The following is a 13,916-nucleotide window of genomic DNA, read 5'->3' as shown; positions in this document are numbered from 1 at the left end:
CTACTGCTGGTTGATCGAGAAACCGCACGTGCTCTGCGCGTACTGATCGACGCGGGTGCTCGCATCGATGGCGGCCTGAGCGGTGTCGACGTCGATCGACGTGGTCGACTGCTCGTTGAACACCTCGTACGACGGTGCGTCGGCCGCGCTCGCGGTGGCGGCGGCGCTGGCGTCGCGCAGCTTGGTCAGGTCCGATGCGGTCTGCTCGTCGGCGACGTCGATGGCCGGGTCGTAGTGCTCGGCCAGACCGGACGAGTACGCCGTCAGCGCGGACTGCAGTGCAGGCCAATCCGCCGGATCGGCGCCGGCCAGGGCTTGCATCGACTGCATCTCGTAGTCCGAGATGTCCTGCAGCTTGGCGCAGACTTCGTTCGACGGGTCGCTGCCGCCCGCGGCCTGCGACGGCGCGGCGCTCGTCGTGGTGTCGGCAGCTGCTTCGTCGGAGCCGCTGTCGGAGCTGCAGCCGACCAGGCCGACCGTCCCCACAGCGAGGGCAGCAGCGACGGACCAGACCGGTCGGGACTTCGGCAACATGCGGGTACATCTCCGTAACTGTTCGTGGACGCGTATCGCCTCCACATTCACAGTTCAGGGGTCTCGATGTCGAGCCAGCACCCGAAGGTTGGGAAATATCACTGGAAAATTTCAGGAACGGCTACCGGCATTCGGGGACGTCGACGGTGACGGCAGGGGTGTCGACCAGCGGCTGGACCGGGACGCTCGCCTGTCCCGGCACCGAAGGCTCCTCGAGCTCCCACGTGACGGACGACGATTCGCCTGGTGCGATGGACAGGTACGCCGCCTTGACCGGACGTCCGAGTTCGGTGCCGCTCTGCACCGAGAACGCGGGTGCGCCGTCGATCGACATCGACGTGATCTTCGCGCCCTGGGTTCCGTACAGGTAGGCGATCGACTCGTTGGTCCCGTACGGCACGCCCTGCAGGAACGTGCTGGCGACGTACGTGGTCAGTCCATCGGCCTGGACGTTGTTGGTGAGCGTGGCCGTCACCGTCGACTTCCGTGTCGGCCCGGTGCAGGCCTCGGCCGTGTACGTGATGTCGCGTGTCAGGTAGTAATCCAGCTTGTTGCCGCCCGCATTGTTGACGACGACTCCGGCATACGGCGCCGGGTCGTCGGGAAGCGCGTGTCCGATGGCCGTGCCCGCGAGAATCTCCTGCGCCGACGCGTCCGCGCTCCACACGGCGATGCGTCCCTCGCTTCCGGCGCGGCCGAGAGCGTCGATCAGCGCTCGGGTGGGTGCGACACCGCTCGTCATCTTCGTCACGACGGCCGCTGCGATCTCCTGCAGGTACATCTTGCGCGCGAGTTGGTCGTCGCCGAAGCGTGCGTAGGAACTGGACAGCGTCACCTCGACGACGTTGTCCGCGGTGATCTCCTCGCCGTCGGCCAGCCGGACCGGGCCCGTGGCACCGAGCAGATAGCTCAGTGCGATCGGGTCCGTCGCGATGGCACCGTCGAGCGACTCCCCGGTCTGCTCCGTCCACATCGACGTCCAGATCTGCCCCGCGTACGGAAAGTTGGCGCTCGCGTTGGAGTTTCGGAAGTCGACGGTCGTGTTCCGCGGTCCCCACAGCGCGTTGTATTCGGAGCCGAGGTCGATCGGGCGCTCGGCGAACTTCAGTTCCCTTGTCGTCCCGAGCTTGTCGATCTCCGCCGTACCGTTCTCGGCGCGCAGAATTCCGTACCCACCGATGAGCCCGCCGGTTCCGCGTGCCTCCGCAGGCGTCTGGAATGCGAGGAAGTACGAACGTGGACCGTCGGCGCCCATCATCTTCGGCAGCAGACGGGTTGCGGTGTAGGTGTTTCCGAGCAGGCTCGCGAGGTCGTGTGTCTGATTCTGCAGTTGTTCGCGAGCTTCGCCGACCACGGACAGGAACGCCGGGTCGTCGATGGACTGCGCGCGCCGGTACAACTCGTCCGCAGCCGCGGAGGTTTGCGCGAGAACGGGTTCCGCGTCGGACAGAGCCTGCAGGTTCACTCGGCCCCCGCCCTCGACGACGCTGTCGGGCGAGATGGTGGCGCCTGCTTCCGTCGCAGGCTCCAGCACGTCCACTGCAAGACCGTGCACGACGTCGGTGATCTGCACGACGGTGTCGACCGGACTGCCGAGCCACGGAACGGCTGCCGCGACCGTCATCGGCAATGCCGACGTGTTCGCGCGCGCCGCGTCGGCAGCATCCGCGGCTTCCGCGGCAGCGGTGCGGGCGGCAGGTACGTCTCCGGTCAGCAACGCATCCTTGGCTCGTGTCGCGGCGTCGCGTGTCGTCTCGAGATTCGTCCGTGCCGAGTACGTGCAGTAGCCGAGCCAGAGCCCGAAGCCGACGACGATCAGGACTGCGACTGCGAGTCCGATCAGTAAAGGACGTCTTCTTCCCGACGCGGGCGTTCCACTGTGCGCATTATCGGACATGACAGAAATGCTCCTGACGGGAGAAAACCGGACCGCGTGGTACTCGAGAATGAGTGTGAATTCTCCGTGATCGTAGCGTGATGACAAATTTTGTCCATCCCGGACGTCGTGGAACGGGTGGCACGACGTCGCCCAATTCGGGTGCGAACTGACACCTGCACGGCCACTCACCTGCGAAACGGGCGATAGGACGATTCGAGGGGCTGCGCCGAAGCGACGGCGTCGAAATTTCCCGAAATATCGATTCATATACGGAATTCGGGCTCATTCACCGAGTAGAACAATTCATGGAAAAGAACTAACTTGTACGAGCGGGATTACTCAGCTCGCATTCGTTCGGCCCTTGTCGGGAGGGGATCGTGTGGCGTCGAAATCGACTCGTGTCGCGGCGCGCTCGCCTGCCCCCAGCGCCTTCCCGCTGTCTCCCGCGCAGGCCGACATCTACCTCGCACAGACCGTGGATCCGCACGTCCCGTTCACCATTGCTCAGTACGTCGATGTCGTCGGGGGCATCGACGTACCGACGCTGACCCGCGCCTCGTACATCACGACGCGGGAGCTCGAATCGCCGATCGTGAGTCTCTGCGAGCGCGACGGCGTCGTGTACCAGCAGGTGGATCGACACGCGACGTACGGCCTGGAGTATCGGGATCTGACCGGCGAGGCGGATCCCGTCGAAACTGCGTTGGCGTACATGGAGTCTCGTTGCCGACAACCGGTGGACATGCTCCACGATCGACTGATGATCTCGGAGTTGCTGCAGGTCGGCCCGAGGAGATGGTTCTGGTTCAGTCGGGTCCACCACGTCGTCATGGACGGGCTGGGCGCGATCGCCCTGCGGGAACGCACGGCCGCCGTGTACGCGGCGATGATCGACGGCGCCGAGATCCCGCCGACGCGTGGGTTGTCCCTACGGGCCATCCGAGACCACGAACTGGCGTACGAGACCTCGACGCGATTCGAGTCGGACCGGACCTACTGGGAGGCGGTGCTCGCGAATCGCCCCGAACGGGTGTGGCTCGCGGGCCGGTCCGCCCCTGTCGGGGGCGCGGCGATCTCGGTCGGTGCCACACTGAAAGACACTGCTGCGGTAGGTGTTCCGGACGTCCTCGCGGCGTTCGCGCTGTACCTCGCGCGCCTGACCGACACGGACGATGTCGTGCTGAGCCTTCCCGTCTCGGGTCGTACGACCGCGCGGCTACGAGCGTCGATCGGCATGCTCGCGAACGTCGTACCCCTTCGTGTTGCCGTCCCGTCGACGACGACCGTGGGCGAGTTGCGCCGCCGCGTCGAACTGGCACTCTCGGGAGCTCTGCGGCATCAACGCTACGACGCCGGACACAGTTTCGGTCCGACCGTCAACATCATGACCTTCGGCAACGAGATACGTCTCGGCGACACCGTCGGTGACTACCACGTCCTGTCCAGCGGCCCTGTCGACGACATCATGGTCAACGTGTATCCGGGCCTCCCGGGCGCCAGCACCAGGGTGGACCTGTTGGGTAATCCACTGCTGTACGACGTCGTCGCACTGACGACGCACCGGGACCGCTTCCTGTCGGTGCTCGACGCGTTCGTCGCGGCCGACGACGGTGTTGCGGTGTCGGCGATCGCACTCCCGCCCGCCGATCTCGGTTGTGTTCCCGCACCGGTCCCGCCGTGCACACTGCCCGAATTGCTCCGCGGGCGGGCGGGCGATGTTGCGCTTCGGTACGGTGAGACGTCGTACACCTACGATCGACTGCGCGGCGAAATCGACCGTCTGGCAGAACAACTGGTGGCCGCCGGTGCGCGTCCGGAGGTGCGTGTCGCGGTCGCGATGGCCAGGTCGCACCGGTCTGTCGTCGCGTGCTGGGCCGTCGCACGGGCAGGGGCTTCGTTCGTGCCGGTCGACCCGGCCGACCCACGGTCCGTCGACATGATGCGCGCCGCCGACGTACGACTCGGACTCACGGACGTGCAGCCCGTGTGTGACGACATCCGGTGGATCGCTCCCGGCGCCGACGCGGCCCCGGTGGTGGCGTCTGTGTCGGTCGACAACGAGGCGTACGTCGTGCACACGTCGGGAACCACCGGAATCCCCAAGGGCGTCAGTGTCACTCATCGCGGGCTCGCCGCACTCGCGGATGCGGTCGTCGAGCAGTACCGCGTCGACCGCACGTCGCGGGTGCTTCACCTCGCGTCTCCGGTGTTCGACGCGTCGATCCAGGAAATGCTGATGGCCTTTGCGGCGGGCGCCACCCTCGTCGTCGCGCCGACCGACGTCACGTCCGGCCGGCGACTCGCCGATCTGATTGCGGCAGAACGCATCACCCACCTGATCACCGCGCCGGCGGTACTCGCGACCCTGGCGCCGGAGGATCTCGACGGCGTCGCCGTGTTCGACGTCGGGGGCGACGTCTGCCCACCCGCGCTCCGCGACCGGTTCGCGCCGGGGCACACCATGCTCGACGCGTACGGTCCGACCGAGGCAACCGTGGTGGCGACGGTGTCCGCGCCGATGCGCGTGGACGAACCGGTGGCGATCGGCCGCCCGATTCCCGGGGTGCGGGCAGTGGTTCTCGATCGAGCGCTGCGCCCCGTGGCCGCGGGAGGCGTCGGCGAGCTGTATCTCGGTGGCGACGGAATCGCACGCGGCTACGATCGTCGATTCGGCTCGACGGCAGCAACATTCGTCGCCGATCCCTTCACGCCCGGGCAGCGGTTGTACCGCACGGGTGATCGGGTGCGGACCTCGGCGGCCGGAGACGTACTCGAGTTTCTCGGCCGCACCGACACTCAGGTGCAGGTCAACGGTCGACGCATCGAGCTCGGAGAAATCGAGGCGTGCCTCGTGCGTCATCGTTCGGTGCGCGATGCCGTCGTCGTCGTTCGCGGTACGTCGCTGGTGGCGTTCGTCGTGGTCGACGACGACGACGATCATGTCGCCAATCTCGATGCACATGTCAGATCCTCGCTGCCACACTGGATGGTGCCGTCCACGATCACCGTCGTCGACGAGATTCCTCTTGCCCCCAGCGGCAAACCGGACCGCGGGGCGTTGTCGAACCCGGACGACGACGCACAGTACGAAGCACCGATGTCGCCGACGGAAATTGCTGTGGCCGAGGTGTTCTCGACCGCCCTCGGCATCGACCGGGTCGGCCGCCACCACAACCTGCTCGATGCAGGCGGCGATTCGCTGACCGCGTCGACCGTGCTGGCCCGGTTGGGCACGTCGGTGACGCTCGCCGAGTTGTTCCGGCACCCGACGGTCGCCTCTCTCGCGGCGCTGCTGGACGAGAGACACGCAGTGCCCATGACGCCTCTGGCGTCCGTCGTCGTACCGGATCGGGTTCCGTTGTCGGCGGCGCAGTTCCGCATCTGGATGGCCGAGCAAACGAACGAGTCGACCGTGTACGCACTGCCGGTCGCCGTTCGTCTTCCGGATGGACAGGCGCAGAACGCGATCGCGGCACTCCGCGATGTTCTGGGGCGGCACGACATCCTGCGCACGTACTTTCCGGCGGACGAGGACGGAGCGCATCAGGTTGTCGTCGATGCGTCCCAGGTGCTAATCGACCTACCCGAGCTCGAGGCGGCGTCCATCGAGGCCGGCCTGAACCTCTGTGCGGCAACGCCGTTCGACCTGACCGCCGAGGTCCCTCTCCGGGCCACCGTACTGCGCACTCCTGACGGCGACGCCCTGGCGATCGTCGCGCACCACATCGCCGTCGACGGTCGATCGGTCGAGGTGGTGCTGCGGGATTTCGCACGCGCGTTTCAGGCCCGCGGCGTCGGCCGGCCGCCGGAGTGGGTACCGCTCGCCGTGCAGTACGCGCACTTCGCGTCATCGAACCACGCCCACGTCGACGTCGCTCCGCTGGACGACGCACCGACGGCGTACCTGCCCGCGGACGGGACGCGCGGGAGCCTGCGCATCTCTCGACGGCCCGTCGACATTGCCGTGAACGATGTGAGGATGCTCGCGCAGAACGCGCGTGTCACACCGTTCATGGTCGTGCACAGCATCTTCGTGACGACCCTCGCGCGATTCAGCGGACTGGGCCGAACGGTGATCGGCACACCTACGTCGGGACGCACGCACCCGGACACCGTCGACATGGTCGGCATGTTCGCCCTGACGGTCCCACTCGTGGTGCAGGTCGACCGGGAGGCGACCTTCGTCGAACTGCTCGATCAGGTCGGACGGTCGGATCTCGCTGCGCTGTCGGACATTCGGCACGCTGCGCCGAGGATCATGCTGTCGTACGAGAACCAGGTCGATCTGCCGTCCGACGTCGTCACCGGAACCAAGAACGTGTCCGAGTTCGATCTGGGCCTCGTGCTGACCGAGTCCGAGAACAACATCGACGGGTGGCTCGAGTACGCGTCGGACATGTATCGACGTGAGACCGTCGACGCGTTCCTCGCGGCGTTCCAGCGCACTCTCGGGGCCGTGGCCGCGGACCCGGCCGTCGTGGTCGGCGATATCGAATGGGTAGTCGGGGCTACAGCCCCGAGCCATGCACGTGCGGGGGAGGGCACGCTGCTCGACGTCTTCCGATCGGTCGACCTCGACGGCACCGTGGCCGTGGCCGCCGACGTGCTGGAACGGCGATCGAATCGATTGGCGCGCAGTCTGATCGCGCACGGTGCGGGGCCGGAAACCACGGTCGCGATCTCTCTCGAACGTTCTGCCGATTACATCGTCGCGATGTGGGCCGTCGTGAAGTCCGGTGCGGCGTTCATGCCGGTCGATCCGCAGTACCCGGCGGCACGGCGCGCTCAGATGCTCCGCGGGACGTCGCTGGGAATCGGCGGATCCGAATCCGACGTCACGTGGGTGTCCGAGGCGGATGCGGGTGCATGTCGGGACGCGGCGGTCACCGATGCCGACAGGCGGGGACCGCTGAGACCGGACAATGTCGCCTACGTCGTACACACCTCCGGGTCGACCGGCACGCCGAAGCGGGTGACCGTCACTCACCGGGCGGTGCATGCGCTTGCGCGCCAGGCTGTTCCGCGGTACCGGGTCACATCGAAATCACGAGTGTTGCAGGGGTATTCGCTCAACTTCGACGCTGCTGTGCTGGAGATTCTGTTGGCATTCGGTTCGGGCGCGACGTTGGTGGTCGCACCGCCGACGCTCGCCGGTGGCGTCGAGACCGCGGAGTACCTGCGCGCACACGGCGTCACACACTTTCTGTCGACTCCCGCTCTGCTGGCCACGGTGCCGCCCGTCGACACCATCACCACCGTCGCGGTCGGCGGGGATGTACTGCCGGACAGTGTGGTTGGGCAGTGGTCGACGGGACGAACGATGTTGAATGCCTACGGGCCCACGGAGTCGACCGTCGTCGCAACGCTGACCGAACCGCTCACGACGACGGCCACCATCGGCGCACCCCTCGACTCGGTGCACGCGCTCGTGCTCGACGCCCGGTTGCATCCGGTTCCCCTCGGCGCGATCGGCGAGCTCTACCTCGGTGGTGACGGCGTGGCGAGGGGCTACGGCGAGGCGGCGTCGACTGCCGCGTCGTTCGTCGCCGGTGCCGGTGGACGACGGCTGTATCGCACCGGCGACCTGGTCCGTCGACGGCCCGATGGTGCCCTCGACTTCGTCGGACGAGCCGATGCGCAGGTGCAGCTGCGTGGCGTCCGCGTCGAATTGGGCGACGTCGAAGCCGCCCTCACGTCTCATCCGGCGCTGACGCGTGCCGTCGCCGATGTGCGGGACGAACGGCTGGTCGCATGGGTCGTCGGCGACGCGGCGGTCGATGCGCGAGCGTGGGCGTCGAGCAGGCTGCCTGCGTCGATGGTTCCTGCCATGATCGAGTTCGTCGACGACATCCCCGTTACCGCGAACGGCAAGGTCGACCGAGCCGCGCTGATGGCCCCGGATGTCGTTGCTACACAACAAGGGTCGCCACGCACCCTGCGCGAGAGCATCGTGCTGGGAATTCTGTCCGACGTGCTGGGTGTCGACGACCTGACCGTCGACGCGGACTTCTTCGCGCACGGCGGTGATTCGTTGACGGCGCTGCGGGCAGTAGGACGCATCGGATCCACCTTCGCGGTCGAGGTCTCGCTCCGTACCTTGTTCGACGCGCCGACGGCGAGAACGCTTGCCGCTGTGCTCGATACGTCGTCGGGCCGTCGCGTGGCGCTGCCGGTGTTGCGGCACAGCCCGGACGGCGGCACCGATCTGTCGGCCGCCGAACGGCGAATCTGGTTGCACAACAGACTCGACAGTGCGTCCAGCGCGTACAACCTGGCGTTCGCGCTAGCGCTGCCGCGCGACGTCGACACCCGTGCCCTGCGTCGAGCGATCGTGGACGTGATCGACCGACACGAGCCGCTACGGACGGTGTACGCGCCGGGGCCTGTCGTGTCGGTGCGCGCCGCGGACGACGTGGTTCCCGATCTCGCACTGCGGGTCGACGACATCGATCGGATCGCGAATGCCGGATTCGACCTCACCGTCGACGCACCGGTTCGAGTCGCACTCGTGGACTCGGGACGCGAGCACGTCGACCTCGTCGTCGTCGCTCATCACATCGCGGTCGACGGTGCATCCGTGGCACCACTGGTGCGGGACGTGCGCGTCGCGCTCGACGCGCGATTTGACGGTCGCTCGCCCGAGTTCCCCTACCTTGCAGTCGATTACGCGGACTACCGTCGTTGGCACCGCGAAATCCTCGACATCGTCGCGCCGACACAGCTCGCATTCTGGGAGCAGGCGTTGCAGGGACTCCCCGACTACCTCGAACTTCCGAGCGGCACTCCCACGGCAGACGGCCCGGCGACGCCGGCCAACTTCACGATCGACGACGCCACCGCCGTCGAACTGCGGGCGTTGGCACGTCGGCTCGGCGCGACGACCTTCGTCGTCGTCCATGCAGCCGTCGCCCTGTTGCTCGCCGATCTCGCGTCCACGGACGACGTCGCCGTCGGAACCCCGGTGTCGGGTCGCACCGATCCGTTGCTCGACGATCTCGTCGGAATGTTCGTCGGCACAGTCGTTCTCCGGACTCCGATCGATCGCGCGCTCACGTTCGAGCAGTTCGTCGCGGATGTGCGCGGTCGCGACCTCGATGCATTCGCGCACGCCGACGTGCCGTTCGACGACGTCGTGGAGCATCTCGCGCCGCCGCGTCGGGGCGATGCCCACCCGTTCTTCCAAGTCCTGCTGTCGGTGTCGTCGCAGCCGGTCGTCGACGACCTCACCGTTCGCCCTCTCCCCACCGGCGACACCCAGTTCGATCTCGAGATCGTGCTCGACGACGCGTCCATGACCGGCAGTATCGCGTTCGCGCCTGGGCGGTTCGACATGGACACGGTGCGCATGGTCGCGTCGCGCCTGACGGCGTTGCTGCGGGCCGTCGTGCGCGAGCCCACGACCGAGCTGAGGCGCATCGACGTCCTCGGTACGTACGGTCAGCTTCCTGCACACACGGTCGGTGTCTCCGAATCCTGCACGTTCGCAGACGTCTTCGACCACGCCGTCACTCGGTGGCCCGACGCGACCGCCGTGGTCGACGGGACGGATCACCTCACCTATCGCGAACTCGGTGCGCGTGCAACGGAATTGAGCTACGCGCTGCTGCAGCGCGGGGCTGCCCCGGGAACCGTCGTCGCACTGGCACTGCCACGATCGATCGATCACTTCGTCGCGGTCTGGGCCGTCGCCAGGACCGGTGCTGCATTCCTCCCGGTGGATCCGGCGCATCCGGCGTCCCGCATCGCCGACATCGTGAGCGAAGCCGCGCCGGTCGCGGGTGTGTCGAACGAGCCGATCTGCGACGGAACCCACTGGCTGCCTCCGGAGTCGACGGCGTCCCCGTCGGCAGCGGTACGGCCCACGCCCGACGACCCGGCCTACGTCATCTACACCTCCGGGTCGACGGGGACGCCCAAAGGTGTGCGCGTGACCGGACGCGGAATCGCGAATCTGGTGGCGACACAACGTGAGACATTCGGCGTCGACGATCGGTCGGCGGTGCTGCAGTTCGCGTCCCCGGGGTTCGACGCCTCGGTGTTCGAGATTCTGCTCGCAGCAGGTTCTGGCGCGTCCCTCGTCGTCGCGCCGCCTGCCGTGCATGCAGGACGCGAACTTGCGGACTTCATGACCACGGCCGGCGTGACACATGTTTGCCTCACGCCCGCCGTGCTTGCCGCGACGGATCCCGGCGCAGCGCCGACCGTCACGACCGTGATCACGGCCGGGGACGTCGCCGGCTCCGAACTCGTCCGACGCTGGGCGCCCGGCCGATCGGTGTTCGACGCGTACGGTCCCACCGAGGCCACGATCATGGGTACGTGCAGCGACGACCTCGCTGCCGGCGTCGACTCGGGAATCGGCTGGCCGACGCGGGGTTTCGACGCGTTGGTTCTCGACCCGGTTCTGCGGCAGGTCCCGACGGGCGTCGTGGGCGAGCTGTATCTGGCGGGACCTGCGCTGGCCGACGGCTATGTCGCGCGGCCAGGGCTGACGGCGTCACGGTTCGTGCCAGACCTTCTGGGCAAGCCGGGAGCACGCATGTACCGAACGGGCGATGTGGTGCGCTGGCGTCTCGGTTCGGGTGGGCCGTACCTTGAATTCCTCGGCCGCGCGGACACCCAGGTGAAGATTCGCGGGCACCGCGTCGAACCGGCGGAGGTGGAAGCCGCGCTGCTGCAGCATCCGGCTGTCGACCAGGCGTTCGTGACAGGTCGGCACAGCGACACCGGCACGGTTCTCGATGCGTACGTCACCGGGGACGGTACGCACACCGATCTGCGCACGTTCCTTGCGAGGATGCTGCCGTCGTACCTGGTTCCGAGCACGGTGACGACGGTCGACGCGCTACCGACGACACTTGCGGGCAAGATCGACGTGAGCAGGTTGCCTGCCCCGGTGCTCGCGTCGTCGTCGACTCGCAGGCCCTCCACCGAATTGGAAACAATCGTGTGCACCGCTTTCGCCGATGTACTCGGGATACATCCCGACAATGTCGACGTCGACGCCGATTTCTTCGATCTGGGCGGGCATTCCCTTGGGGCCGTGCAGGTTTCCGATTCGCTTTCCGGGCTTCTCGGCCGCGAGGTCCCGGTGGCATGGATGTTCGTCGACCGCACCGTGTCGGCGATGGCCGACAGGCTCGAACGGTCGTCGAACATGCTGGCCCAGAACATGTTCGACGTGCTCCTCCCGCTGACGCCCGGCCGTGACGGAATCCCGGTGTTCTGCATTCACCCTGCCGTCGGGATCGCGTGGAGTTACGCAGCGTTGGCCGCCCACGTCGATGCGCCGATCTACGGGCTGCAACGGCCCGGCGTGGCAGGAGACGAGATCGCCCCGACGTCCATCGACGACTACGCGGATCGCTACGCCGACGAGATCCGCGCGGTGCGTCCGCACGGGCCGTACGTCGTGCTCGGCTGGTCCCTCGGCGGCGTCATCGCGCACGCCGTTGGAACGAGACTCCAGAAAGGGGGAGCGGAGGTGACGCTTGTTCTCGTCGATGCGCATCTGACCGAACCCGAGAACGCCCCGCAGTTCACGGCCCGGGATCTCGGTCGTCATCTCGGGGCGGAGGGTCATTCGTTCGAAGCAATTTCTAGGAATTTGGCGGCGACGTATCCCGGCGCCGCGACCGTCACCAGCGAACATCTGCGCCGCATGTACGAGCCGGTCGTCGCTGCGCCCGCACTGGTCGCTGCGAATGCGCCCGAGAAGTTCTCGGGCGATACTATTTACCTCTCGGCGCGGAACTCCGACGGTGCATCCCAGTGGCACCCGTTCGTGGACAGGCCGGTTCGGGTGCGCGGTCTGGACGTCGAACACGACGAGATGTTGGGGCCGGTGGGGGCGAGTGTGATCGGGGAAGAACTGCGCGCGGTGTTGAGTCCGCAGGCGGCCGAAGGGCCGGGTGTCGGAGGCGACGTGCATTCATGAGGAAAGGCAGTCCGTACGACGCTATGAAATTATCGACACGAATTTTTCGAGTTTAGGAGCACGACGTGGAAATCCAGGACTATCTCAAGATATTGAAGACCAGATGGATGATCATCGTCGTCACTGTCGCCGTCGCGATTCTGGGCTCGCTGGCCGTCTCGCTTCTCACCACACCGACGTACCAGGCATGCAGCCGGGTGTTCGTGTCGACGTCCGGCGGCTCGTCGGTCAGCGAGACGTACCAGGGCAACCTGTTCTCGCAGCAGCGCGTCGCGTCGTACTCCGAACTCGTGACGGGGGAAACCCTGGCCGCACGTGTCATCGACGAGCTGGGATTGACGGCTACCCCGGCCGAGGTCGCGCGCGACACCACGGCCAAGTCGACGCCCGACACCGTCCTGCTCGACATCTGCCACACCGGAACGGACGCGGCGACGGTCCGCGACGTCGCGAACTCGATGGCAACCCAGCTCACCACGCTCGTCCGTGAACTCGAAACCCCGGAGGACGGCGGCTCTCCGACGGCAGGCGTCCGCCTCGTCGAACAGGCGCAGACACCGTCGACGCCCGTCAGCCCGAAGACGAAGCGCAACCTCGCGCTCGGTGCTGCCGTCGGTCTGCTTCTCGGTATCGCACTCGCCGTCCTGCGCGACCGTCTCGACAACACCATCAAGGACCGCAAGACGCTGGAGAAGTCCGCGAATTCGGCGCTCGTCGGCAACATCCCGTTCGACAAGAGCCTCAAGGATTCGTCGATCGTGTCGTTCGGTGCCGGACATTCGTCGAGCGCCGAGGCGTTCCGCGAGCTGCGCACCAACCTGCAGTTCCTCGAGGTCGACAATCCGCCGCGCGTCATCGTCGTCACCAGTGCCGTCCCGTCGGAGGGCAAGACGACGGTCGCGATCAACCTGTCGCTCGCGCTCGCCGAGGCCGGCCACCACGTCGTGCTCGTCGAAGGCGACCTGCGTCGTCCGCGCGTGTCGAAGTACCTGGGTCTCATCGGGTCCGTCGGACTGTCGACGGTCCTCGCGGGCCAGGCGGGTCTCGACGACGTCCTGCAGCCCAGCAAGTTCGTCGGACTCGACGTGTTGGCGTCGGGGCCGTTGCCGCCGAACCCGAGCGAGCTGCTCGGCTCGGAGGCGTCGCGCCGCGTCATCGAAGACCTGCGTGGCCGGTTCGACTACGTCATCGTCGACGGCGCACCGCTGCTGCCGGTGACGGACTCCGCGCTGCTGACGACGCACAGCGACGGCGCGCTCGTCATCGCACGCCACGGCCACACGTCCGAAGCCGAACTCGAGCGCGCGACAGGCAATCTGACCACCATCGGTGCGCACATCCTCGGCGCGGTCTTCACGATGACGCCCACCTCCGGCCGTCGTGGCGGAGACGGCTACGCGTACTACTACGAGACGGACAAGTCGGTGCCGAAGCAGGTGTTGAGCCCGGCGCAGCCCAGCGTCCACTCGACTGCCCAGCCCGCTGCCCAGCCCTACGACGGCGGCCCGGCTCGCAACGGCGTCAGCGAGGCGTCGCGCTACAAGTAACTCGAGTGGTCGTCTCGTT

4 protein-coding genes are annotated in these 13,916 nt (G+C 67.1%); 2 read left to right on the top strand and 2 right to left on the bottom strand.

Annotated elements, in window-relative coordinates; all coding sequences use genetic code 11:
- Both DK926_RS04435 and DK926_RS04430 read right to left on the bottom strand, forming a co-directional pair.
- The gene (locus DK926_RS04435; protein WP_114329012.1) at positions 1-534 is read right to left on the bottom strand and encodes a hypothetical protein; all 534 of its coding nucleotides are present in this window, start codon (positions 532-534) and stop codon (positions 1-3) included.
- 121 nt (positions 535-655) lie between these two features.
- The gene (locus DK926_RS04430; RefSeq protein WP_114329009.1) at positions 656-2,431 is read right to left on the bottom strand and encodes a DUF4012 domain-containing protein; all 1,776 of its coding nucleotides are present in this window, start codon (positions 2,429-2,431) and stop codon (positions 656-658) included.
- Positions 2,432-2,792: 361 nt separating this feature from the next.
- Between DK926_RS04430 and DK926_RS04425 the strand changes: the two genes are divergently transcribed.
- Entirely contained in the window at positions 2,793-12,350 is a 9,558-nt protein-coding gene (locus DK926_RS04425) for a non-ribosomal peptide synthetase (RefSeq protein WP_114329007.1), read from the top strand.
- A 65-nt stretch (positions 12,351-12,415) separates the two neighbouring features.
- Positions 12,416-13,897 carry a polysaccharide biosynthesis tyrosine autokinase gene (locus tag DK926_RS04420; RefSeq protein ID WP_084423711.1) on the top strand — a complete coding sequence of 494 codons (1,482 nt, stop codon included), beginning with the start codon at positions 12,416-12,418 and terminating at the stop codon, positions 13,895-13,897.
- The last annotated feature ends 19 nt before the right edge of the window (positions 13,898-13,916 follow it).

It is taken from the genome of Rhodococcus sp. Eu-32 (genome assembly GCF_003336925.1).
GTDB classification, from domain to species: Bacteria; Actinomycetota; Actinomycetes; order Mycobacteriales; family Mycobacteriaceae; genus Rhodococcoides; species Rhodococcoides kyotonensis_B.
The sequence above is the reverse complement of the archived record's forward strand: the minus strand, read 5'-3'. Positions and strand labels throughout refer to the sequence as shown.

Excerpts from the sequence above, each read along its gene's own strand:
- DK926_RS04435 (WP_114329012.1), bottom strand. The coding sequence starts at position 534 with ATGTTGCCGAAGTCCCGACCGGTCTGGTCCGTCGCTGCTGCCCTCGCT.
- DK926_RS04430 (WP_114329009.1), bottom strand. The coding sequence starts at position 2,431 with ATGTCCGATAATGCGCACAGTGGAACGCCCGCGTCGGGAAGAAGACGT.